The sequence below is a fragment of the Bacillus sp. LR--39 genome (assembly GCF_053613335.1).
In genome coordinates this window covers 1,344,809-1,368,016 of the sequence record NZ_JBSIOT010000001.1, presented here as the reverse complement: position 1 = coordinate 1,368,016, position 23,208 = coordinate 1,344,809, and the positions used below count along the sequence as shown (strand labels likewise).

The 23,208-nt window shown below is 48.6% G+C and carries 21 protein-coding genes; 20 read left to right on the top strand and 1 reads right to left on the bottom strand.

The window, feature by feature from the left end:
- The first annotated feature begins 93 nt into the window (after positions 1–93).
- From ACWHAR_RS06525 to ACWHAR_RS06495, 7 genes are all read left to right on the top strand, one after another.
- Positions 94–795 (top strand): phosphoadenylyl-sulfate reductase, encoded by a 702-nt coding sequence (locus tag ACWHAR_RS06525; RefSeq protein ID WP_003154369.1) that lies wholly within the window; start codon positions 94–96, stop codon positions 793–795.
- A 12-nt stretch (positions 796–807) separates the two neighbouring features.
- Positions 808–1,872 carry an inorganic phosphate transporter gene (locus ACWHAR_RS06520; RefSeq protein WP_032874850.1) on the top strand — a complete coding sequence of 355 codons (1,065 nt, stop codon included), beginning with the start codon at positions 808–810 and terminating at the stop codon, positions 1,870–1,872.
- A gap of 48 nt (positions 1,873–1,920) precedes the next feature.
- Complete coding sequence (sat, locus tag ACWHAR_RS06515; RefSeq protein WP_032874852.1) at positions 1,921–3,069, top strand: sulfate adenylyltransferase; 1,149 nt, start codon at positions 1,921–1,923, stop codon at positions 3,067–3,069.
- 13 nt (positions 3,070–3,082) lie between these two features.
- On the top strand, positions 3,083–3,676 hold the full coding sequence (gene cysC, locus ACWHAR_RS06510) for an adenylyl-sulfate kinase (RefSeq protein WP_007611313.1): 594 nt from the start codon (positions 3,083–3,085) through the stop codon (positions 3,674–3,676).
- Positions 3,677–3,800: 124 nt separating this feature from the next.
- Positions 3,801–4,574, top strand: a complete 774-nt coding sequence (cobA, locus tag ACWHAR_RS06505; RefSeq protein ID WP_015417441.1) for a uroporphyrinogen-III C-methyltransferase — start codon at positions 3,801–3,803, stop codon at positions 4,572–4,574.
- Complete coding sequence (locus ACWHAR_RS06500) at positions 4,575–5,360, top strand: sirohydrochlorin chelatase (protein WP_032874854.1); 786 nt, start codon at positions 4,575–4,577, stop codon at positions 5,358–5,360.
- Positions 5,341–5,829, top strand: a complete 489-nt coding sequence (locus ACWHAR_RS06495) for a precorrin-2 dehydrogenase/sirohydrochlorin ferrochelatase family protein (RefSeq protein WP_015239834.1) — start codon at positions 5,341–5,343, stop codon at positions 5,827–5,829. The genes ACWHAR_RS06500 and ACWHAR_RS06495 overlap by 20 nt, the downstream gene beginning before the upstream one ends.
- Positions 5,830–6,254: 425 nt before the next feature.
- Here ACWHAR_RS06495 and ACWHAR_RS06490 read toward each other — a convergent pair whose 3' ends face one another.
- On the bottom strand, positions 6,255–7,961 hold the full coding sequence (locus tag ACWHAR_RS06490) for an Rqc2 family fibronectin-binding protein (protein WP_031378752.1): 1,707 nt from the start codon (positions 7,959–7,961) through the stop codon (positions 6,255–6,257).
- Between the two features lie 119 nt (positions 7,962–8,080).
- Between ACWHAR_RS06490 and ACWHAR_RS06485 the strand changes: the two genes are divergently transcribed.
- The 13 genes from ACWHAR_RS06485 to pknB all read left to right on the top strand — a co-directional run bounded on the left by ACWHAR_RS06485 (position 8,081) and on the right by pknB (position 23,198).
- The gene (locus ACWHAR_RS06485; RefSeq protein WP_032874856.1) at positions 8,081–10,753 is read left to right on the top strand and encodes a calcium-translocating P-type ATPase, SERCA-type; all 2,673 of its coding nucleotides are present in this window, start codon (positions 8,081–8,083) and stop codon (positions 10,751–10,753) included.
- An 81-nt stretch (positions 10,754–10,834) separates the two neighbouring features.
- Entirely contained in the window at positions 10,835–11,710 is an 876-nt protein-coding gene (locus tag ACWHAR_RS06480; protein ID WP_014417740.1) for a YicC/YloC family endoribonuclease, read from the top strand.
- A 76-nt stretch (positions 11,711–11,786) separates the two neighbouring features.
- A complete protein-coding gene (remA, locus tag ACWHAR_RS06475) occupies positions 11,787–12,056 on the top strand; it encodes an extracellular matrix/biofilm regulator RemA (RefSeq protein WP_003154355.1) in 270 nt (89 codons plus the stop codon).
- Between the two features lie 7 nt (positions 12,057–12,063).
- Positions 12,064–12,678, top strand: coding sequence for a guanylate kinase (gene gmk, locus ACWHAR_RS06470; protein WP_003154347.1), 615 nt, complete (start codon positions 12,064–12,066; stop codon positions 12,676–12,678).
- Positions 12,679–12,681: 3 nt separating this feature from the next.
- Positions 12,682–12,885 (top strand): DNA-directed RNA polymerase subunit omega, encoded by a 204-nt coding sequence (rpoZ, locus tag ACWHAR_RS06465; protein ID WP_003154346.1) that lies wholly within the window; start codon positions 12,682–12,684, stop codon positions 12,883–12,885.
- A 90-nt stretch (positions 12,886–12,975) separates the two neighbouring features.
- Positions 12,976–14,196: a bifunctional phosphopantothenoylcysteine decarboxylase/phosphopantothenate--cysteine ligase CoaBC gene (gene coaBC, locus ACWHAR_RS06460; RefSeq protein WP_032874857.1), complete on the top strand. Its 1,221-nt coding sequence runs from the start codon at positions 12,976–12,978 to the stop codon at positions 14,194–14,196.
- A complete protein-coding gene (priA, locus tag ACWHAR_RS06455) occupies positions 14,193–16,604 on the top strand; it encodes a primosomal protein N' (RefSeq protein WP_032874859.1) in 2,412 nt (803 codons plus the stop codon). Before coaBC ends, priA begins: the two co-directional genes overlap by 4 nt.
- 24 nt (positions 16,605–16,628) lie before the next feature.
- A complete protein-coding gene (def, locus tag ACWHAR_RS06450; protein ID WP_029325903.1) occupies positions 16,629–17,111 on the top strand; it encodes a peptide deformylase in 483 nt (160 codons plus the stop codon).
- A gap of 4 nt (positions 17,112–17,115) precedes the next feature.
- The gene (fmt, locus tag ACWHAR_RS06445; protein ID WP_032874861.1) at positions 17,116–18,069 is read left to right on the top strand and encodes a methionyl-tRNA formyltransferase; all 954 of its coding nucleotides are present in this window, start codon (positions 17,116–17,118) and stop codon (positions 18,067–18,069) included.
- Entirely contained in the window at positions 18,056–19,399 is a 1,344-nt protein-coding gene (gene rsmB, locus ACWHAR_RS06440; protein ID WP_003154341.1) for a 16S rRNA (cytosine(967)-C(5))-methyltransferase RsmB, read from the top strand. The genes fmt and rsmB overlap by 14 nt, the downstream gene beginning before the upstream one ends.
- A gap of 3 nt (positions 19,400–19,402) precedes the next feature.
- Positions 19,403–20,494: a 23S rRNA (adenine(2503)-C(2))-methyltransferase RlmN gene (rlmN, locus tag ACWHAR_RS06435; RefSeq protein ID WP_003154339.1), complete on the top strand. Its 1,092-nt coding sequence runs from the start codon at positions 19,403–19,405 to the stop codon at positions 20,492–20,494.
- 5 nt (positions 20,495–20,499) lie between these two features.
- The gene (locus ACWHAR_RS06430; RefSeq protein ID WP_032874862.1) at positions 20,500–21,261 is read left to right on the top strand and encodes a Stp1/IreP family PP2C-type Ser/Thr phosphatase; all 762 of its coding nucleotides are present in this window, start codon (positions 20,500–20,502) and stop codon (positions 21,259–21,261) included.
- Complete coding sequence (gene pknB / locus ACWHAR_RS06425; protein ID WP_007611349.1) at positions 21,255–23,198, top strand: Stk1 family PASTA domain-containing Ser/Thr kinase; 1,944 nt, start codon at positions 21,255–21,257, stop codon at positions 23,196–23,198. Before ACWHAR_RS06430 ends, pknB begins: the two co-directional genes overlap by 7 nt.
- Positions 23,199–23,208 lie beyond the last annotated feature (10 nt).

Below are 23,208 nucleotides of genomic sequence, written 5' to 3'. Positions count from 1 at the left end.
TGAAAGTTTTTTATATGAAAAAAAGATTGAGGGATAAGACAACCGGCAGAAAGCAACAGCTGTTTGATTGTCTCCGGGAGGAGGAAAGGAAAAATGCTAACGTATGACACATGGGAAGAGCCGGCGATTACATTTCCGGAAGACGATTCCTATAAAGGCGCGCTGTCCGTTTTAAAATGGGCATACGGCCACTACGGAGACCAGCTTGTTTACGCGTGCAGCTTCGGGATTGAAGGCATCGTCCTGATCGATTTAATTTCTAAAGTAAAGAAAGACGCGGAAATCGTGTTTCTCGATACGGGTCTTCACTTTAAAGAAACATATGAAACGATCGAAAAAGTGAAAGAACGTTATCCGGGGCTGAACATTATCCTGAAAAAGCCAAGCCTTACTCTTGAAGAACAAGCCGAGGCTCACGGAGATAAACTGTGGGAAAGAGAACCGAACCAGTGCTGCTACATCAGAAAAATTCTGCCGTTAAGAGAAGCGCTCGCGGGGCATCCGGCATGGCTGTCCGGTCTTCGCCGGGATCAAGGGCCGAGCCGGGCGAATACGAATTTCCTGAATAAAGACGACAAGTTTCAATCGATTAAAGTATGCCCGCTGATCCATTGGACATGGAAAGACATCTGGAGATATACTTCCAAGCATGAGCTGGATTACAATATCCTCCATGATCAGGGGTATCCGAGCATCGGCTGTGAACCGTGCACTTCACCTGCGTTTACCGCGGAAGATTTGCGGAGCGGCAGATGGAACGGCATGGCGAAAACAGAATGCGGACTGCATGAATAAAGGAGCTGCACGATGGAATTAGCCGCTATTTTATTCTGCCTGTTTTTTGCCATGAATATCGGAGCCAGCGGAGCCGCGGCTTCAATGGGAGTCGCTTACGGGTCCGGCGCCGTTAAAAAGAAAACGTATGCGCTGATCATCTGCGCGGCCGGAGTCCTGTCAGGGGCGGTTATCGGCGGCGGTGAAGTCGTTAAGACGATCAGCGGCGGAATCATTCCCGAACAAACCATTACGCTCACCATTGTCTGCATTATTATCGGATCGGCGGCGCTATCGTTATTCACGGCGAATGTGCTGGGCATTCCGCTGTCGACGAGTGAGGTCACTGTCGGGGCGATTGTCGGTGTCGGCGTCGCGTACAAAGTATTGTTTTTACAGCATCTTTTGGTCATCGTGAGTTTTTGGGTGCTCGTACCGTTTGTCGCGTTCTGTTTCACGTTTCTCGTCTCGAAGGTATTCAGTTCTCTGAATATTCGAGTCATTTCGAATCGGAAACAGAAGATTTTAGGGATTGTGCTGCTGATTGCGGGGTTTTGGGAAGCTTTTTCAGCCGGAATGAACAATGTCGCAAATGCGGTGGGCCCTCTGGTTGCGGCGGGCGTGCTCAGCGTGTCCAAAGGAACGCTATACGGAGGCATCTTTGTCGCTTTCGGCGCTCTGCTTTTAGGACGTAAAGTGCTTGAAACCAACGGGAAAAAGATTACGAGATTTTCAGCCGGAGAAGGCATACTGCTTTCAGGAACCGGCGCGGGGCTTGTCATTATCAGTTCCGTCTTCGGTCTGCCGGTCCCATTGGCGCAAGTCACATCATCATCAATTATCGGTATCGGAATGGCCAAAAACGGGCCGAACGTTTTTCATAAAGAAGTCGTGAAAACGATGCTCAAAGTATGGGTCGTTTCGCCGTTTTTGTCACTGTCGATTTCGTATCTGCTTGTCTCCCTGCTGTTAAAAGGAGATTACTATTCCATCTTTATGATGGCCAGCGTGCTTTTGGCAGCTGGCGGAGCCGCCAGTCTGATGAAAGCCATCCGAAAAGAGAAACGCTCTGTCCATGAACAAGGCGGAGGCATTTAACTATTAATCTGAGTTTATTTATCTGTTAACTGGGAGGAATCATGTATTATGAGTTTAGCACCGCACGGAGGAACATTAATTAATCGGGTGAATGAGCAGTATGATCTTACATCCGTCCAAAAAGAAATTGAGCTTGATTTGATTTCGTTCGCTGATTTAGAGCTGATCGGGATCGGGGGGTACAGCCCGATTGAAGGATTTTTCACAGAAAAAGATTACGTGTCAGTCGTTGAAAATATGCGTCTGGCATCCGGGGCTGTCTGGTCCCTGCCGATCACGCTTCCGGTCGATTCAGAAAAAGCGGCTGAGCTTGCCGTCGGCGACACGGTGAAATTGACTTACGGCGGAGAAACATACGGCGTAGTCGACATCGAAGATATTTATACGCCGGATAAACAAAAAGAAGCCGTTCACGTGTATAAAACCGATGATGCCGCGCATCCGGGCGTGAAAAAATTATTTTCACGCGGCGATACGTATGTCGGCGGGCCGATCACATTAATTAAAAAAGCGTCAAAGCAGTTTCCCGAGTTTACATTTGAACCTGCCGATACAAGACGAAGCTTCGAAGAAAAGGGCTGGAAAACCATTGTCGGTTTCCAAACGAGAAATCCGGTCCACCGCGCCCACGAATATATCCAAAAAACCGCGCTTGAGACGGTAGACGGTCTGTTTTTGAACCCGCTCGTCGGTGAAACAAAATCAGATGATATTCCGGCGGATGTCAGAATGGAAAGCTACCAGGTGCTGCTCGATCATTATTATCCGAAAGACCGCGTTTTCCTCGGCGTATTTTTGGCGGCTATGCGGTATGCGGGGCCGAGAGAAGCCATTTTCCACGCGCTTGTCCGCAAAAACTACGGCTGCACGCATTTCATCGTCGGCCGCGATCATGCCGGCGTCGGTGATTACTACGGCACATATGAAGCGCAAGAGCTGTTTGATCAATTTACAGCGGATGAACTCGGGATTACACCGATGAAATTCGAGCACAGCTTCTTCTGCCGGAAATGCGGTAACATGGGAACGGCCAAAACATGCCCGCATGAAAGAGAAGACCACGTCATTCTGTCAGGAACAAAGGTCAGAGAGATGCTGCGAAGCGGCGTCATGCCGCCGGCGGAATTCAGCCGTCCTGAAGTTGTCGAGGTGTTGATTAAAGGGCTGAAAACGAAAGAAGAAGCAGGCGTTTCTTAAGGAGGAAAATAGAGTGACAAATCGTGATATCGTGTGGCATGAAGCCTCAATAACGAAAGAAGAATACCAGCAGAAAAACAAGCATAAAAGCTCTATCCTCTGGCTGACGGGCTTAAGCGGTTCAGGGAAATCCACGATTGCAAACGCCGCAGCGCGCGAGCTGTTTGAACAAGGCTATCAAGTCATCGTGCTTGATGGTGATAACATCCGCCACGGCTTAAACAAGGACTTAGGTTTTTCCGATGATGACCGCAAGGAAAATATACGCCGCATCGGGGAAGTGGCGAAGCTTTTCGTTCAGCAGGGAACCATCGTCATCACGGCTTTTATTTCTCCGTTCCGTGAGGACAGAGATCAAGTGAGAGAGCTTGTGGCAGAGGGCGAATTTAATGAAATCTATGTTAAATGCGACCTCGATATATGTGAAAAGCGCGATCCGAAAGGTTTATATAAAAAAGCAAGAAATGGTGAAATTCCGTTCTTTACGGGGATCGACTCACCGTATGAAGAGCCGAAAGCGCCTGAGCTCGTACTTGATTCAGGCAAATGTGAACGCGAAGAATGCACCGGAAGACTGGTTGACTTTGTGAAAAACAGCTTAGCATAATAGGTCCAAAAAGGCCGCGCAATCAGCCGGATATCCCCCGCAATGGCGGGATATGGTAAAATAGCTGAAGTGCGGCCTCGCGGCTGTTCTGGGAAGAGTTCAAAACGGATCGGGGAGACATGCTATGGGGAAAGTATTTATCGTTGGAGCCGGTCCGGGAGATCCGGACTTATTAACGGTGAAGGCAATGAAAGCCATACAGAAAGCGGACGTTATATTATATGACAGATTGGTAAGCAAAGAGATTTTACAGTATGCCGGAGAAGAGGCGGATCTGATTTACTGCGGCAAGCTCCCGGATTTTCACATTATGAAACAGGATACGATCAACCGTTTCCTTGTGAAGTATGCGAAAAAAGGAAAAACCGTTGTAAGGCTCAAGGGAGGCGACCCGTTTGTTTTCGGCCGCGGAGGCGAAGAAGCGGAGGCTCTCGCGCAAAACGCCATTCCGTTTGAGATCGTTCCCGGCATTACATCAGGAATCGCGGCTGCTGCTTATGCCGGCATTCCCGTGACGCATAGAGAGGCGAGCTCCAATGTCGCATTCGTTACGGGACATTATAAACAAGAAGACGACTTTGAAGAAAAATGGAAAGCGCTGGCGACGGGCATTGATACGCTGGTGATTTATATGGGAATTAAAAATATCCGGCAGATTGAAAGAATGCTGCTGGAAAACGGCAGAGACGCCGGCACCCCGGCAGCCTTTATTCATTGGGGAACGACGGACAGGCAAAAAACAGTCGTCTGCACCGTCGGCACGCTTTCAGACACCGTGATAAAAGAAGAAATCAAAAACCCGAGCTTAATTGTTATCGGTGATGTCGTCAATTATCACTGCAAACTGGACTGGTATGCATCTGATCAGAAAAATCTGGATTTGAGCGAGGCGTTGTAAATGAAGCAGGCGATTTTATACATCGGGCACGGAAGCAGGCTGAAAAAAGCGCAGACAGAGTCGGCGGCGTTTTTAAAAGGGTGCATGCCGCACGCTGACGCTCCCATTCAGGAAATTTGTTTTTTAGAACTGCAGGAACCGTCTATTGAAGCGGGATTTGAAGCATGTGTCAGACAAGGCGCCACTCATATTGCGGCCGTGCCTTTGCTGCTGTTGACCGCTGCCCACGCAAAACATGACATTCCGGCTGAAATCGCCCGTGCGGCGGCCCTGCATCCCGATATAAAAGTGACATATGGTGTTCCGATCGGAGTGGACGATGAAGTCGTAAAAGCGGTGCATCATCGCATTGAAGATACCGGAGTGCCCATTGAGCAGGCGAAAGTGGTGCTGATCGGAAGAGGAAGCGCAGATCCGGCAGTTAAAAACGCAGTCAGTGAGATTGCCGGAAAACTTGAGGCGATTACACCTGTTAAAGAAGTCATCCCTTGTTTTTTAACAGCATGTGACCCGCATTATAAAGAAGTGTTTGCCGGCCTTGAAGAGGATGACGGAGCACCCGTTTTTATCGTTCCATATCTTCTGTTTACCGGGCTTTTAATGACTGAGATTGAACGGGAAGTTCAAAAGCTTCAAACGATCAATCAAAATGTTCATCTCGCTTCATACTTAGGTTTTCACCCTCATATTAAGCAGGCGTTTTTGAACCGTGTGTCAGAAGCTGTTCGAAACCCCGGCGGTCAGTTTGATTTTAAGGGGGGACAGTATGCTGCCTCTGCACATTAATTTAAGCGGAAAAAGAATTATCATCGCGGGCGGAGGCAATGTTGCCTTAAGAAGGCTCAAAACGGTGCTTCCGGAAGGCGCGGATATTACTGTAATCAGTCCCGATGCCCTGCCTGAAATTAAACAGCTGGCAGATGAAGGACGTATCCGCTGGGTTTCCCGTAAAATTGAAATGAAGGATCTCGCGCCCGCTTTTTTCATCATTGCCGCGACAAATGACCGCAGCGTGAATCAGGAGATAGCCGCGAGCGCTTCTGAAACGCAGCTGGTCAATTGTGTAAGCGATGCTGAACAGGGCAGCGTGTATATGCCGAAGATCATTCGCAAAGGGCGCATTCAAGTATCCGTATCAACAAGCGGCGCAAGCCCGGCACATACGAAAAGACTGGCTGAGGACATAGAGCCTCTCATTACTGCTGATTTGGCTGAAGAAGTGGATCGATTATTTGAGAAAAGAAGAAGACCATAAAAAACACCTTGTCTGTCATCAGGCAGGGTGTTTTTTATACTGTCCTCACAGTCCCCGAATGTGAACAATTCAAAACGAAAGCGGGCAGTTTGAATGGTATATGCCGACAAGCGGTCAGGGTTGCGAAGTGATGCGGAATATATATCTGATCCCAATGCCGCCTGGATTCCGCCCGCATACAAAGGAAAGGTCAGAGACCCGCCCGTATGTGCTCAGGTGCGGCGAGGGAAGGTGACAGTGTCCGCCGCCAAATCAAGGTGTGACCGCTTTAATCACAGACGGCCCCCGGCGGATCAGGCAGACATGACGGGAAACTGATCAGATACTGTAAAGATCGGTTCTGACGGCTGGGAGAGTTTCGTCTCCGTTTATACGTAATAAAAAACACCTCCAAGCTGAGTGCGGATTTCAGCTTGGAGGTGCGTTTATTTTTTCAGCCGTATGACAAGGTCGGCATCAGGTGTGACAAATACGGTATGCTGGCTGTCATAGGTGACAAATCCGGGCTTTGCTCCGTTTGGCTTTTTCACGTGTCTGATTTTTGTATAATCAACGGGAACGGAGCCGGAATCTTTCGCTTTGGAAAAATAAGCGGCGATCGCAGCCGCCTCCAGTATGGATTGTTCATCCGGATCGCTGCTTTTAATCACAACGTGGGAACCCGGGATGTCTTTCGTGTGGAACCATAAATCATCCCTTGCGGCAGCTTTTGTCGTTAAGTACTCATTTTGTTTATTGTTTTTGCCGACAAGAATCGTCAATCCCCGTGAAGATTCATATTGCTCCAAAACAGGAACGTGCTGCTTCTGTTTTTTCTGTCCCCGCTGCTGTTTCGGTCGCAGATATTTGCCTTCCACAAGCTCTTCCCTTATTTCGTGAATATCCTTTGTGGAGGCGGAGGAGAGCTGCTGGATCAGCTGATCGAAATAAGCGATTTCCTCCTCGGCCAGACGGATCTGTTCTTTTACCACCTCGACGGAATTCTTCGCCTTTTGATACTTTGTAAAATACATCTGCGCGTTTTCTGACGGTGTTTTGTTCGGATTTAAAGGGATGGTCACTGTCTTACTTTCTTCATCATAATAATTGATGACTTCCGCTTCTTTGTCACCTTTTTTCAGCATATACAAATTCGCCGTCAGCAGTTCGCCGTATAGCTGGAATTCCTTCGCATTCTCTGAGTAGTCGAGCGTCTTTTCCAGTTTTTTTATCTTATTGGCGTTCTTTTTCCGTTCATTTGCGACAAACCGCTCGAGATCCTGAGCCTGCTGTTTGACGCGGTCGCGTTCCGCCTTGCCGAAATAAAACCGGTCCAACAGCTCACTCAGAGAGTGAAAGGTGCGCTCCTCTCCGTTTACATGTGTGAGAGACAGGAGATAAAAGTATTCCTTTCCGCCGGCTGTTGTAATGTTCGGTGTAAACCTGCAATCTTTCACGGCATGGAACATTTCAATCAGCGTCTTCGGCAGCGTTATTTTGTTAGCGAGACCCGCTCTGTGCACGGCTTCTTTTGCAAACAGCGGAGAAACACCGGAGAAGTGTCTGACGATCTGCTGGTCAAGCCGTCCTTCCTGAAAACTGAGATAACGCAAAACGTCCTCTTCATCCGCGGCAAGCGGCGAAATTTTTTCCTGAGCGGGAGGAAGCTTGTAATCATAGCCCGGCAGAACGGTCCGGTAGCTGTTCATCGACGGAGATAAATGCTTCAGCCCGTCGATGATGGCTCCTTCTCCGTCAGTCAGAATAATATTGCTGTGCCGCCCCATAATTTCAACATACAGCGTTCTGACGGTTTCGTCGCCGATTTCATTTCTGCTTTTTATGCGGAATATCATAATCCGGTCTAATCCGGCCTGTTCTATTTTCTCAATAAATCCGCCTTCTATATGCTTTCTGAGCAGCATACAAAACATCGGCGGCTCGCTCGGATTTTCATAGGCCTGGTTTGTCATGTGCACCCGTGAATAGCTCGGATGCGCCGATAATAATAATTTATGGTTTTTTCCGTTAGCGCGGATATGGAATATCACATCGTGCTTAAAAGGCTGATGGACTCTCGTGATCCGGCCTCCGGCGATCCGGCTGTTTAATTCATGTGTCATTCCGTATGTAAACATGCCATCAAAAGACATATAAAACACCCTTTCCTTCTTCCTGCATTCGATAATTATAGCATGAAAAGGGACGAGTCAGAATAAGCTTGTTTACAGAGTGACATCTCTAAAGCGAGGCAGGGGAGTGGACGAGAAGAATGAAGTTTCATGAAATGGGACAAACCGATTTGCTGAAAGCAACAAATACGTCCATTAAACAGGGGTTGACCGAAAAAGAGGTGAAAAAACGCCTTGAAAAGCACGGACCGAACGAGCTTCAGGAGGGCAAGAGGACACCGGCGATCGCCGTGTTTTTCGCCCAATTTAAAGATTTTATGGTGCTCGTGCTGCTGGCGGCAACCTTAATATCCGGGTTTTTAGGCGAATATGTAGATGCCGTAGCGATTATGGCGATTGTATTTGTCAATGGGGTTCTCGGTTTTTTTCAAGAGCGGCGTGCGGAAAAGTCTTTACACGCATTAAAAGAGCTGTCAACGCCGTATGTGTCAGCGTTACGGGACGGGAGCTGGAAGAAAATTCAGTCCAAGGAGCTCGTTCCCGGCGATATCATGAAATTTTCAAGCGGCGACCGGATTGGTGCGGATGTTCGGATCGTTGAAGCGAAAAGCCTTGAAATTGAGGAATCGGCGCTGACCGGGGAATCAATTCCGGTGGTTAAACAAGCTGATAAACTGAGAAAGCCGGATGTTTCGTTAGGCGACATCAGCAATATGGCGTTTATGGGTACGATCGTAACGCGCGGCAGCGGTGTCGGCGTCGTCGTCGGTACAGGAATGAATACGGCAATGGGGAAAATCGCCGATATGCTGGAATCCGCCGGCAGCCTTTCAACACCGCTGCAGCGAAGACTTGAAGAGCTCGGCAAAATTTTAATTATCGTCGCGCTCCTTTTAACGGTATTGGTCGTTGCAGTCGGCGTCTTACAGGGACATGAGCTTTACAGCATGTTTTTGGCCGGGGTGTCATTGGCCGTCGCTGCGATTCCGGAAGGGCTCCCCGCCATTGTTACGGTGGCATTATCAATCGGCGTCCAGCGCATGATCAAACAAAAATCAATTGTCAGAAAGCTCCCGGCGGTTGAAACATTGGGCTGCGCCTCTGTCATTTGTTCTGATAAAACCGGCACGCTGACACAAAACAAAATGACCGTCACCCATATGTGGTCAGGGGGAAAAACATTTAAAGTGTCAGGCATCGGTTATGAGCCGGAGGGCGTTTTCACCCGAGGTGAGCGGGAAATCAAGCCGAAAGATGAAAAGATTCTTGAACAGATGCTGGTTTTCGGCGCGTTGTGCAATACATCCGAAATCGCACTGAAAGACGGCCATTATGTACTCGACGGCGATCCGACAGAAGGAGCGCTGCTGACGGCTGCAAGAAAGGGCGGCTATTCAAACGATTGGCTCAGCGGGCAATACCGCGTGGTTGCCGAGTTTCCGTTTGACTCCGTCCGCAAAATGATGACCGTCATTGTAGAGGATAAGGAAAAAAAGCAGTTCGTCATCACTAAAGGAGCGCCCGATGTGCTGATTGACCGCTCGTCACATCTGATGTACGACGCAAGAAGCGCGCCATTTTCAGGAGAAAAGAAAGCAGAAACGGAAGCGGTTCTGAAAGAGCTGGCGTCGCAAGCTTTGCGTACGATCGCGATTGCTTATAAACCGCTTAAGCTCGGAGAAAAGCCGACAATGGAGCAGGCGGAAAAAAATCTGACGATGCTCGGCTTGTCAGGCATAATTGATCCGCCCCGTCCGGAGGTCAGACAGGCGATTAAAGAATGCCGTGAAGCCGGCATTAAAACGGTTATGATCACAGGGGATCACGTCGAAACGGCAAAGGCCATTGCGAAAGATTTGCGTCTTCTTCCGAAAAAGGGGCGTGTGATGGACGGGAAGACGCTGAATGAGCTTACGGAGAAAGAACTTATCGAAACGGTCGATGATGTCTACGTCTTCGCACGCGTGTCGCCTGAACATAAATTGAAAATCGTCAAAGCGTTCCAGGAAAACGGACACGTCGTCGCCATGACGGGAGACGGGGTTAATGACGCGCCGGCCATAAAGCAGGCAGATATCGGTGTTGCCATGGGCGTGACGGGAACGGATGTGGCAAAGGAAGCCTCTTCTCTCATTCTGGTAGATGATAACTTTGCTACGATTAAATCAGCCATAAAAGAGGGACGGAATATCTATGAAAATATAAGAAAATTCGTCCGGTATTTGCTCGCCTCCAACGTCGGTGAAATTTTAGTGATGCTGTTTGCGATGCTTCTCGCTCTGCCGCTGCCGCTCGTTCCGATTCAGATATTGTGGGTGAACTTAGTCACTGACGGGCTGCCGGCGATGGCCCTCGGTATGGATCAGCCGGAAGGAGATCTGATGAGGCGGAAGCCGCGGCATCCGAAAGAAGGAGTGTTTGCGAGAAAACTGGGCTGGAAAGTCGTATCAAGAGGGTTTTTAATCGGAGCCGCAACCATTTTAGCGTTTATCATCGTCTATCACCGCAATCCTGAAAATCTGCCCTACGCACAGACCGTTGCATTCGCGACTCTTGTCCTGGCTCAGCTTATACACGTGTTTGACTGCCGGAGCGAAACGTCTGTTTTCTCCCGGAATCCGTTTGAAAATATCTATCTGCTCGGCGCCATCATTTCTTCTATCTTCCTGATGGTCATCGTCATCTATTATCCGCCGCTGCAGCCGATTTTCAAAACAGTGCCGATTACGCCGGGCGATTGGATGCTGATTATCGGTATGTCGGGCATACCTACTTTTTTGCTGGCGGGTTCACTTTTGACAAGAAAAAAATAATTCCATATGATATAATCTTAGGGGTAATAGCATGTCTATTGCCCTTTTATTTTGATAACGGGAAAGAATTGGGTGTTTCATATGATACGGAGTATGACAGGCTTCGGCAGCGCAAGCAGCACAAAAGGCGATCTCTCGGCAACCGTTGAATTGAAATCCGTCAATTACCGGTTCAAAGAAGTGAACGCCCGCCTGCCACGGCCTTTGCTATATGTAGAGGATAAGCTGAAACAAACGATATTGCAGCATATACAGCGCGGAAGAGTAGAGCTGTTTCTCACTGTAAACAGTGACGCGCTCATAAAAAGAAGCCTGAACATCGATTGGGAGCTCCTTGATGAATATGTGAGCGCCGCACGCGTCATGAAAGAGCGCTACAGCCTGGCCGCAGAACCCGATGCAATGGATTTCTTTAAATTTGAACATATTGCGCAGATACACGAAGAACAGATGCGTGATGACAAGCTTGAAGAAGTCATCAGGGAAGCCGCTGAGCTGGCTGTAAAGGAACTTTGTGACATGAGGGAAAAAGAAGGCCGGCTTTTGGCGGAAGACTGCTTTCTGCACATTGAGCGGCTTGAGACGCTGTCCGAACAGGTAAAAGAGCGCGCTTCGGCCGTTGTTATTCAATACCGCGAGCGTCTTTACGCCCGAATGAAGGAATGGACGGAGGACGCGCTCGACGAAAGCAGGCTGATCACGGAATGCGCCATTTTCGCCGACCGTTCTGATATCACGGAAGAAATTACCAGATTGAAGAGCCATTTTGTTCAATTCCGTGATATATTAAAAGAAGGCGGGGCAGTCGGCCGCAAACTTGATTTCCTTGTTCAGGAGCTTAACCGGGAAGCGAACACGATCGGCTCAAAAGCCAATGATCATCAAATCACAAAGCTTGTCGTTGAAATGAAAAGTTCTATTGAAAAATTGAAGGAACAAGTGCAAAATATAGAATAGCGACTGTGCGTATTGTTTACAGACGGTCTCTTCAGGTTACACTAGAGACGTCTATTTTACAGGGGGAACGTAGAAGATGACGATTAAACTGATTAATATCGGATTTGGCAATATCATCTCCGCCAATCGGATGATTTCGATTGTCAGCCCGGAGTCTGCGCCAATAAAGCGAATGATCCAGGATGCAAGAGACCGCGGAATGCTAATAGACGCTACATACGGACGAAGAACCCGTGCAGTTGTCGTCATGGATAGTGATCACATTATCTTATCTGCCGTCCAGCCTGAGACAGTTGCACACAGACTTTCTGTGAAAGAAGAAATTATGGATGAAGGGCAGGGGTAATTGCCGCATGAAAGAAAGAGGGTTATTAATCGTTCTCTCAGGTCCCTCCGGAGTTGGAAAAGGAACGGTTCGGCAAGCAATATTTTCACAACAGGACACGAAATTTGAATACTCAATTTCAGTTACGACGAGAAACCCGAGAGAGGGCGAGGTCGACGGCGTCGATTATTTCTTTAAATCTAGAGATGAATTCGAACGCATGATTGAAAACAACAAACTGCTTGAGTGGGCGGAATATGTCGGCAACTATTACGGAACGCCCGTTGATTATGTCGAACAGACGCTTCAAGAAGGAAAAGACGTCTTCTTAGAGATTGAAGTGCAGGGCGCGCTCCAAGTGCGGAATGCATTTCCGGAAGGCCTGTTTATCTTCTTAGCGCCGCCGAGTCTTTCTGAGCTGAAAAACAGAATCGTAACAAGAGGGACTGAAACCGACGATTTAATCGAAAACAGAATGAATGCCGCAAAAGCTGAAATCGAAATGATGGACGCGTATGATTATGTCGTTGAAAACGACGATATCCAAACGGCTTGTGATAAGATTAACGCAATCGTTCTCGCCGAGCACTTAAAACGTGAACGCGTCGCTCCGAGATATAAGAAAATGCTGGAGGTAGAATAACTTATGTTAGATCCGTCAATTGACTCTTTAATGAATAAATTAGATTCTAAATATACGCTGGTGACCGTGTCTGCAAGACGCGCGCGTGAAATGCAGATCAAAAAAGACCAGCAGATTGAACATACCATTTCTCACAAATATGTAGGCAAAGCTTTAGAAGAAATTGACGCGGGCCTGCTTTCGTTTGAAAGAGAAGACAGCGAATAACAAGCACACGTAGCAACCTATCTCTACATAGGTTGTTATTTTTTTCCGTTTGGGATTTGTCCAATGCTTTCATAAAGGGGAGAAGACTTCATGAAAAACCGAAACATTTTGCTATGCGTAAGCGGAGGAATTGCCGTTTATAAAGCTTCCGCACTCACGAGCAAGCTGGTTCAGGCCGGCGCAAACGTCAAAGTGATTATGACTGATTCCGCGCGTGAGTTTGTTTCTCCGCTGACATTTCAGGCGCTGAGCCGGAATGAAGTGTATACAGATACATTTAATGAACAAAATCCGAAGGTGATTTCTCATATTGATGCCGCTGACTGGGCGGATTTAATTATTGTCGCGCCCGCTACGGCAAATATCATCGGAAAGCTTGCCAACGGAATTGCTGACGATATGCTCACAACGACGGTGCTGGCGGCTGAGGCCCCGGTTTGGGTGGCGCCTGCGATGAATGTCCATATGTATGATCATCCGGCGGTGAAACGGAACATCTCTGTGCTTTATCAGGACGGGGTCCGCTTTATCGAGCCGAGTGAAGGCTATTTGGCATGCGGATATGTCGGCAAAGGAAGGCTGGAGGAGCCGGAGCTTATTGTTGAGCGTGTCAGAGAGCATTTTAAGGAGCCTGAAGACGAAGCGCCGCTGAAAGGAAAACATATTGTCATTACGGCCGGTCCGACGCGCGAAGCCGTGGACCCTGTCCGCTTCTTCACAAATAAATCCACCGGCAAAATGGGCTACGCCGCTGCTGAAGCCGCCGTCCGTCTCGGGGCGCGGGTGACGCTGATTTCAGGCCCGGTGTCAATAGAGCCGCCAGTCGGGCTGTATCAGTTTCTTCCTGTGCAATCGGCAGCCGATATGAGAGAAGCTGTGCTTTCTGTGTTTGATTCATGCGACATGGTGATTAAGACGGCGGCCGTGGCCGATTTTACGCCGGCGGCTGTTTCTGATCACAAAATGAAGAAGAAAGACGGTTCGCTCGTGATCGAATTCAACCGTACGGCAGACATACTGAAAGAACTCGGCGAACGGAAAACACACCAGCTGCTGGTCGGATTTGCGGCTGAAACGCAAGACGTCGAACACTATGCGCGCAGAAAACTCGAACAGAAAAACCTTGATATGATCGTTGCGAATGATGTGAAAGCAGAAGGAGCCGGATTTGGCACAGATACGAATGTCGTCACCTTCTATTTCCGGGACGGAAGAAAACGGGAGCTTGCGCTTATGTCTAAACTTGACGTTTCCTTTGAAATGCTGAAGGAAATGACCGCTTTGAAAGCCGAGGACCGAAAACCCGTATGAATGTAGCAGAAGTCATTGTCGATGTCAGCTCCAAAAACATTGACAGACCCTTTGATTACAAAATTCCCGATCATTTAAAAGGGATGATCGAAGTCGGCATGCGGGTGATTGTCCCGTTTGGCCCGCGCAAGCTTCAAGGATTTGTGACCGGTTTGAAAGATTCGTCTGAATTAAACGGCGGCTCAATGAAGGAAGTCGAGAAGCTTCTTGATTTGACGCCCGTTCTGACTGAGGAACTGATGCAGCTGTCTTCATGGCTTTCTGACAAAACGCTGTCGTTTAAAATCACGGCGCTTCAGGCAATGCTGCCCGCCGCACTGAAGGCGAAGTACGAGAAAGAGCTGAAAGTCGTTGACGAAGAAGCGCTGACACCGGACATCAAACAGCTTTTCAGGAATCACAAAAGTCTTCTGTACTCGGATATTACCGATGAAAGCATTCTTTCGTCACTTCAGAAATTCGTGCGCAAAGGAAGCATTGATGTCACATATAAAGTCGCCCAAAAAACGAATAAAAAAATGATCCGCATGATCGAAGCGGGGGCAGACAAAGAAGAACTCGCCCGGCACGCAGATTCATTGACAAAGCAGGCTTCTAAACAGCTCGCCGTGCTTACTTATTTTATCGGCGGGGGAGCAAAGATTTCCGCGGCCGAACTTTGCAAAAAGACCGATTCCAGTTCAGCGACGCTGAAAACGCTTCTTAAAAAGGGGCTTCTTACGGAAAGCTTTGAGGAGGTTTACCGCGATCCTTATCAGGACAGAATGTTCAAAAAAACAGAGCCGCTCTCTCTTACAGAAGAGCAGCGGGCCGCTTTTGAGCCGATTAAACAAGCTGTAGCCGACCATGTCCATCACGTCTTTCTGCTTCACGGCGTCACGGGAAGCGGCAAAACGGAAATTTACCTGCAATCCATTGAAAAAGTGCTGGCAAAAGGACAAGAAGCCATCGTGCTCGTTCCGGAAATCTCGTTGACACCGCAAATGGTCAACCGTTTTAAAGGCCGCTTCGGCTCACAGGTTGCGGTCATGCACAGCGGATTATCCACAGGTGAAAAATACGATGAATGGCGGAAGATTCAGCGCAAGGAAGTCCGGCTTGTCGTCGGAGCCAGATCGGCCATCTTTGCCCCGTTTGAAAATCTCGGCATGATCATTATTGATGAAGAGCACGAATCTTCCTATAAGCAGGAGGAAATGCCGCGGTATCATGCAAAGGACGTAGCCATCCGCCGGGCCGAGCATCACAGTTGTCCGGTCGTCCTCGGGAGCGCCACGCCGACATTGGAATCATTTGCGCGGGCGAAAAAAGGCGTTTATGAGCTGCTTCCGTTAAAACATCGCGTAAATCGCCAGCTCATGCCTGACGTTTCTCTCGTTGATATGAGAGAAGAACTGAGAAACGGCAACAGATCAATGTTTTCAAGAGAGCTGATGGAACAGCTGGAAGAGAAGCTTGCAAAAAAAGAGCAGGCCGTCCTTTTTCTGAATAAACGGGGGTATTCCTCGTTTGTGATGTGCCGGGACTGCGGTTATGTGCCGCAATGTCCGCATTGCGACATTTCAATGACTTATCACCGCTACGGACAAAGGCTGAAATGCCATTATTGCGGCCATGAGGAACCTGTCCCGGGAACATGCCCGGAATGCGGCAGCGAACATATCCGCTTTTTCGGCACGGGCACACAGCGTGTGGAGGAGGAGCTTACCAAAGTGCTGCCTCAGGCGCGCGTGATCAGGATGGATGTGGACACCACTTCAAGAAAAGGCGCCCATGAAAAACTGTTGTCAGCGTTCGGTGAAGGGAAGGCGGATATCCTGCTCGGTACGCAAATGATCGCAAAAGGGCTTGATTTTCCGAACGTGACGCTCGTCGGAGTATTAAGCGCAGATACGACGCTTCACATCCCTGATTTCAGGGCCGCGGAGAAGACATTCCAGCTGCTGACACAGGTAAGCGGACGGGCCGGGCGGCATGAAAAGCCGGGAACGGTGGTCATTCAAACGTATACACCGTCTCATTACAGCATTCAGCTGACGAAAACGCACGACTATGAAACTTTTTTTCAGCAGGAAATGGCGCACAGACGGGCCCAGTCATACCCGCCTTATTATTACGTGGCGCTGGTGACTGTTTCTCATGAAGAAGCGCCAAAAGCCGCGGTCACCGCAGAAAAGATTACAAACTATTTAAGAGCGGGATGCGGGCCTGATACGAAAATTCTCGGGCCGGCGGCTTCCCCGATCGCCAGGATCAAAGATAGATATCGCTATCAATGCGTGATAAAATACAGACAGGAAAACGAGTTGCAGATTCAGTTGAAAAAGATACTGGAGCACTATAAACGCGACATTGCGCAAAAGCATGTAATGATTTCAATCGATATGAATCCGTACATGCTGATGTAACATTAGTTTTTGGAGGGCAAAATTTTGGCTGTGAAAAAAATCGTCACACACCCGGCGGAAGTTCTGGAAACACCTGCCGATGAAGTGACAGTGTTTGATAAAAAATTAAAAAAACTGCTTGACGATATGTACGATACGATGCTTGAAATGGATGGCGTCGGCCTTGCCGCGCCGCAAATCGGCATTTTAAAAAGAGCGGCCGTCGTGGACATCGGTGAAGAAAGCGGCCGGATCGACCTTGTAAATCCGGTTATTCTTGAAAAGAGCGGTGAACAGACCGGAGTCGAGGGCTGCTTAAGCTTTCCAGGGGTTTACGGCGATGTCACCCGCCCGGATTACGTAAAGGTAAAAGCCCACGATCGTAAAGGAAAACCGTTTATTTTAGAAGCGGAGGGTTTTTTGGCCAGAGCCGTTCAGCATGAAATGGATCATTTAGACGGCATTTTATTCACATCAAAAATTACGGCTTACTACACTGAAGAAGAACTGGCAGAAATGGAAGGATGATTGGATGACAAGGATCGTTTTTATGGGAACGCCCGACTTTTCAGTTCCCGTCCTGCGCACGCTTATTGAAGACGGGTATGAAGTGGTTGGTGTCGTTACGCAGCCTGACCGCCCGAAAGGCAGAAAAAAAATCATGACGCCCCCTCCTGTAAAGGCTGAAGCTGAACGTCACGGCATTCCCGTGCTTCAGCCCGAAAAAGTAAGGCTCGAAGAAGAAATAGAAAAAGTGCTCAGCCTGAAGCCGGACCTGATTGTTACGGCGGCATTCGGACAGATCCTGCCCAAGCAGCTGCTGGACGGCCCGAAATACGGCTGTATCAACGTACACGCGTCACTATTGCCTGAATTAAGAGGCGGAGCGCCGATACATTATTCGATTCTCCAAGGCAAGAAGAAAACGGGCGTGACGATCATGTATATGGTTGAAAAGCTTGATGCGGGCGATATGATTTCTAAAATCGAAGTGGAAATTGATGAAGCGGATAACGTCGGCACGCTACACGACAAATTAAGCATAGCGGGGGCAAAGCTTTTGTCAGAGACCGTCCCGAACGTCATTTCCGGAAATATTAAACCGATCAAACAGGACGAATCAAAAGCGACTTACGCGCCTAACATTAAGCGTGAGCAGGAGCGGATTGATTGGGCAAAGCCCGGAGAAGAGATTTACAACCAGATCAGAGGTTTAAACCCTTGGCCTGTCGCCTATACAACTTTGAACGGTCAAAATATTAAAGTATGGGCTTCTGAAAAAGTTGCGGCAAAAACTGAAGCTGCGCCCGGAACAGTCATCCGCACGGAGCACAACGGCATTGTCGTCGCAGCAGGAAACAGCACCGCCCTTTTAATCACAGAGCTGCAGCCGGCGGGAAAAAAACGGATGAAGGGCGAAGATTTTGTAAGGGGCAAAAATGTGCAGCCCGGTGACGTGTTAGGAGAAGCAAATGAAGAAAATTAATGTCCGGGAGCTCGCTCTTGAAGCGCTTGAGAAGCTTGAGCAAAATCAGGCATACAGCAACCTGCTTCTTACATCGGTTATCAAAACGAACACGCTCAGCGATCAGGACAGAGGACTCCTGACAGAGCTTGTCTACGGAACGCTGCAAAATAAAATCGCCTTAGACTATATGCTGAAGCCTTTTATCCGCAAGCCGAATAAGGTGAAGCCGTGGGTGATTCAGCTGCTTCGTCTGTCCGCATATCAAATGGAGTATTTAGAAAAAATACCGGATCGCGCCGCCATTCATGAAGCGGTTGAGATCGCCAAAAAACGCGGGCATAAGGGCATTGCGTCCTTTGTCAACGGCATCCTCCGCTCCCTGCAGCGTGAAGGGGCGCCGTCATTCGCTGAAATTGAAGACCCGGTTCTCCGTCTTTCTACAGAGACAAGCCATCCCGAATGGCTCGTAAAAGAGTGGGTCGAGGCGTACGGCTTTGAGGCGGCTGAAAAGATCTGCCGGATTCATCTCATTCCGCCGAAGCAGACGCTCCGTGTCAATCACATAAAGAGCGACAGGGAAACGGTGCTGAATGAGATGGAGAATGCCGGTCTGGAAGCGGAAGCCGGAGACCTTTCTCCTGATGCGATTAAGCTTTTAAAAGGAAGCATCGCGAACACGGCATTTTTCCAAAACGGCCGGGTATCCATACAGGATGAAAGCTCAATGCTTGTCGCGCGGGCGCTGGACCCGAAGCCGGGCGAAACCGTTTTAGACGCATGCGCCGCACCGGGCGGAAAGTCGGCTCACATTGCGGAACTGATGGAGAACGAGGGGAGCCTCACATCGCTTGATCTTCACCGCCATAAAGTGAAGCTGATTAAAGAAGGCGCAGAACGGCTCGGGCTTACGATCATCGACGCGCAAACGATGGATGCGCGAAAAGCGGGAGAGGCCTTTGGCGCAGAACGGTTTGACCGTATTCTCGTTGATGCCCCTTGCTCAGGTTTCGGCGTCATCAGAAGAAAACCCGATATGAAATATACGAAGACGCCGGAGGACAGCAGACGGCTGTCAGAAATCCAGCTCGGCATTTTAAGGGAAATCGCCCCATTAGTAAAAAAAGGTGGCACACTCGTATACAGTACGTGTACAATGGACCGGACAGAAAATGAAGAAGTTATGCATGCGTTTATACAAGAACACCCTGAGTTTGAACCCGATTTGTCTCTTGAAAAGCGGCTGCCTGAAAAGGCGAGACCCTTTGTTCAGGATGGAAGCCTTCAAATTCTTCCGCATTATTTCGGAACAGACGGTTTCTTTATTAGCAGCATGAGAAAGAAGGGATAAAAAATGACACAATTAAAAAAGACAAGCGTACGGAAAGAGCTGCGGACTGAGCAGCCGTCCATTTACTCTTTTGAATTAGATGAAATCAAACAATGGCTGACTGAGAATGGCGAAAAGCCGTTCCGCGCGGCACAGATTTTTGAATGGCTCTATGAAAAGCGGGTTTCTTCATTTGATGAAATGACAAACCTCTCAAAAAGCCTGCGTGAAAAACTCGAGAGCAATTTTGTGCTGACAACGCTGAAAACGGCTGTAAAACAGACATCTCAAGACGGCACGATGAAATTTTTATTTGAGCTTCATGACGGTTATACGATCGAAACGGTTTTAATGAGACACGAGTATGGTAATTCTGTATGTGTAACGACACAGGTCGGCTGCCGGATCGGCTGCACATTTTGCGCGTCAACGCTCGGCGGACTGAAACGGAATCTTGAAGCGGGAGAAATCGTCGCTCAAGTCGTGAAAGTACAAAAGGCGCTTGATGAAACGGATGAACGCGTCAGCTCAGTCGTCATCATGGGAATCGGAGAGCCGTTTGATAATTTCAATGAAATGCTCGCTTTCTTAAAAATCATTAACCACGATAAAGGCCTGAACATCGGAGCGCGTCATATCACAGTTTCCACCAGCGGAATCATTCCGAAGATTTACGATTTCGCCGATCAAAAAATGCAGATCAATTTCGCGATTTCTCTGCATGCTCCGAATACGGAAATCAGAAGCCGTCTGATGCCGATTAACAAAGCCTATAAGCTTCCTGACCTTATGGAGGCTGTCAAATATTACATCGAGAAAACAGGCAGACGGATCAGCTTTGAATACGGGCTGTTCGGCGGCGTAAATGATCAGGTCGAACATGCAGAAGAGCTTGCAGAACTGTTAAAAGACGTGAAATGCCATGTCAATTTAATTCCGGTAAACTATGTGCCTGAACGGGATTATGTCCGCACACCGAGAGATCAGATTTTCGCATTTGAAAAAACGTTAAAATCCCGCGGTGTAAATGTCACGATCAGAAGAGAGCAAGGCCATGACATTGACGCGGCCTGCGGTCAGCTTCGCGCGAAGGAGCGTCAAGACGAGACGAGGTGAAGAGGTTGATTACAGCCTTGAAAACAGATACAGGTAAAGTCCGCCGGCATAATGAAGATGCGGCGGGCATTTTCACAAAAGAAGACGCGGTGCTTGCGGTTGTCGCCGACGGCATGGGCGGTCATCTTGCCGGAGATGTAGCGAGCAGGATGGCGGTTGCGGCGATGGAAGAGCAGTGGAACCGGACCGAAACGGTTCCTTCTCTGCCGTCTGCTTGCGAGGATTGGCTGAAAGACCGGATTCATGAGGCGAATCTCAAAGTACATGACCACGCTAAAGCGAATGAAGAATGCCGGGGAATGGGCACCACTGTTGTTTGCGCCTTATTCACCGGGAAGTTTGTCACTGTGGCTCATATCGGAGACAGCCGGTGCTACCTGCTTCAAGAGGGGGATTTCACTCAGCTGACTGAAGACCATTCGCTTGTGAATGAGCTGGTCAAGACGGGAGAAATTTCGAAAGAGGACGCCGAGCACCATCCGCGGAAAAATGTATTGACGAGAGCGCTGGGGACAGATGAAACCATCAGTCCCGACGCCCGTTCTTTTGAACTGTCTGACGGCGATCAGCTGCTTTTATGCTCTGACGGACTGTCAAATAAAATAGAAGATCACGAGATCAAACAAATGCTTCAAGCCGAATCTGATCCTCAGGAAAAAGTCGACCTTCTCATCAGCAAAGCGAATCAAAACGGCGGCGAAGATAACATCACGGCTGTGTTGATTGAGTTTTCCGCAGATGCAAAAGAGGGTGAAGACAAGTGCTAACCGGCAAGCGGATCAGCGGGCGTTATCATATCCTCCGGCCCATTGGCGGCGGCGGAATGGCAAACGTTTTTTTAGCTGAGGACATCATTCTCGAACGTGAAGTCGCAATTAAAATTCTGCGGTTTGACTTTGTGAATGACATTGATTTTATCAGGCGTTTCAGAAGAGAAGCACAGTCGGCATCAAGCCTCGATCATCCGAATATCGTCAGTATTTACGATATCGGGGAGGAAGGCGATATTTATTACATTGTCATGGAATATGTGGAAGGCATGACATTAAAGGAATACATAAACGCACACGGGCCGCTCCATCCGAAAGAAGCGCTGTCCATTATGGAGCAGATCGTCTCGGCCATCGCCCATGCCCATCAAAACCATATCGTGCACCGGGATATTAAACCGCACAATATATTGATAGATCATTTAGGGCATATCAAGGTGACGGATTTCGGCATCGCCACAGCGCTTACGTCTACGACAATCACACATACGAATTCTGTGCTGGGCTCGGTTCATTATTTGTCTCCGGAGCAGGCGAGAGGCGGTCTGGCAACGAAAAAATCAGATATTTACGCGCTCGGCATCGTGCTGTTTGAGCTTTTAACAGGTAAAATTCCTTTTGACGGAGAATCAGCCGTCAGCATAGCGCTAAAGCATCTGCAAACAGAAACGCCTTCCGCCAGAAAGTGGAACCCCTCCATTCCGCAGAGCGTTGAAAACATTATTTTAAAGGCAACCGCTAAAGACCCGTTTCACCGCTATGAAAGCGCCGAGGACATGGAAGCGGACATCAGAACGGCTTTTGACGCCGGCAGGCTGAATGAACAAAAATTTTCCGTGCAGGATGATGAGGAAATGACAAAAGCCATTCCCGTTATTACTGACGGCGCAAAAGCCGCGCCTCAGGCGGAAACGCCGGGGGAGACGGACGATAAGGAACAGCAGCCCGCCAAAAAGAAAAAACGGAAATGGCCGTGGGTTTTGCTGGCCGTCTGTTTCATTTTCATTATGGCGGCTGTTCTTGCGGTCACCGTGTTTCCGTCTTTATTTATGCCTAAAGATGTAAGCGTCCCCGACGTACGGGGCATGAAGTACGAAAAAGCGGAAGCCCTGCTTGAAAAGAATGGGCTCCGGGCGGATCCTGATATAACGGACATTGAAGATGAAAAAATAGAAGAGGAATTAATGGTCAAAACGGACCCAAAAGCGGGGTCTACCGTTAAAGAAGGCTCTTCTGTAAAACTGTACAAAAGCATCGGAAAACCGAAAACCCAGCTGATTGACGTGAAAGGGCGGCAGATCGGCGACGCAAAAAAAGCGCTGAAGGAAAAAGGCTTCAAACATGTCAATGTCAAAGAAGAGAACGATGACAGCGAGGCCGGCACCGTAATTGATCAGAACCCGTCAGCCGGCACCGACATGGTCGCAAGCGACGATGAAGTCAATCTAACGGTCAGCCTTGGCCCGGCGGACGTTACGCTGAGGGACTTAAAGACTTACAGCAAAGAAGCGGCTTCAGGGTATCTTGAAGATAACGGCCTGCAGCTTGTTGAAAAACAAGCCCATTCAGATGACGTACCGGAAGGACAAGTCATGAAACAAGAGCCGTCAGCCGGTACTGCGGTTAAGCCGGGAAGTAATGTTGAAGTGACGTTCTCGCTCGGACCTGAAGAAAAACCGGCGAAAACGGTAAAAGAAAAAATCAGCATTCCTTACGAACCCGAACATGAAGGGGACGAGCTTGAAGTGCAAATCGCCATTGATGATAAGGACCACAGCATCTCTGATACGTATGACTCATTTAAAATAAAAGAGCCGACTGAAAAAACAATTGAACTGAAAATTGATCAGGGACAGAAGGGGTATTATCAAGTGATGGTCGATCATAAAGTCGTCAGCTACAAAACGATTGAATACCCGAAAGATAATGACTGACAAGGAGGGA

Coding starts and splice junctions, on each gene's coding strand:
- ACWHAR_RS06525 (WP_003154369.1), top strand. CDS start 94: ATGCTAACGTATGACACATGGGAAGAGCCGGCGATTACATTTCCGGAA.
- ACWHAR_RS06520 (WP_032874850.1), top strand. CDS start 808: ATGGAATTAGCCGCTATTTTATTCTGCCTGTTTTTTGCCATGAATATC.
- sat (WP_032874852.1), top strand. CDS start 1,921: ATGAGTTTAGCACCGCACGGAGGAACATTAATTAATCGGGTGAATGAG.
- cobA (WP_015417441.1), top strand. CDS start 3,801: ATGGGGAAAGTATTTATCGTTGGAGCCGGTCCGGGAGATCCGGACTTA.
- ACWHAR_RS06500 (WP_032874854.1), top strand. CDS start 4,575: ATGAAGCAGGCGATTTTATACATCGGGCACGGAAGCAGGCTGAAAAAA.
- ACWHAR_RS06495 (WP_015239834.1), top strand. CDS start 5,341: ATGCTGCCTCTGCACATTAATTTAAGCGGAAAAAGAATTATCATCGCG.
- ACWHAR_RS06490 (WP_031378752.1), bottom strand. CDS start 7,961: ATGTCTTTTGATGGCATGTTTACATACGGAATGACACATGAATTAAAC.
- ACWHAR_RS06485 (WP_032874856.1), top strand. CDS start 8,081: ATGAAGTTTCATGAAATGGGACAAACCGATTTGCTGAAAGCAACAAAT.
- ACWHAR_RS06480 (WP_014417740.1), top strand. CDS start 10,835: ATGATACGGAGTATGACAGGCTTCGGCAGCGCAAGCAGCACAAAAGGC.
- remA (WP_003154355.1), top strand. CDS start 11,787: ATGACGATTAAACTGATTAATATCGGATTTGGCAATATCATCTCCGCC.
- gmk (WP_003154347.1), top strand. CDS start 12,064: ATGAAAGAAAGAGGGTTATTAATCGTTCTCTCAGGTCCCTCCGGAGTT.
- rpoZ (WP_003154346.1), top strand. CDS start 12,682: ATGTTAGATCCGTCAATTGACTCTTTAATGAATAAATTAGATTCTAAA.
- coaBC (WP_032874857.1), top strand. CDS start 12,976: ATGAAAAACCGAAACATTTTGCTATGCGTAAGCGGAGGAATTGCCGTT.
- priA (WP_032874859.1), top strand. CDS start 14,193: ATGAATGTAGCAGAAGTCATTGTCGATGTCAGCTCCAAAAACATTGAC.
- fmt (WP_032874861.1), top strand. CDS start 17,116: ATGACAAGGATCGTTTTTATGGGAACGCCCGACTTTTCAGTTCCCGTC.
- rsmB (WP_003154341.1), top strand. CDS start 18,056: ATGAAGAAAATTAATGTCCGGGAGCTCGCTCTTGAAGCGCTTGAGAAG.
- rlmN (WP_003154339.1), top strand. CDS start 19,403: ATGACACAATTAAAAAAGACAAGCGTACGGAAAGAGCTGCGGACTGAG.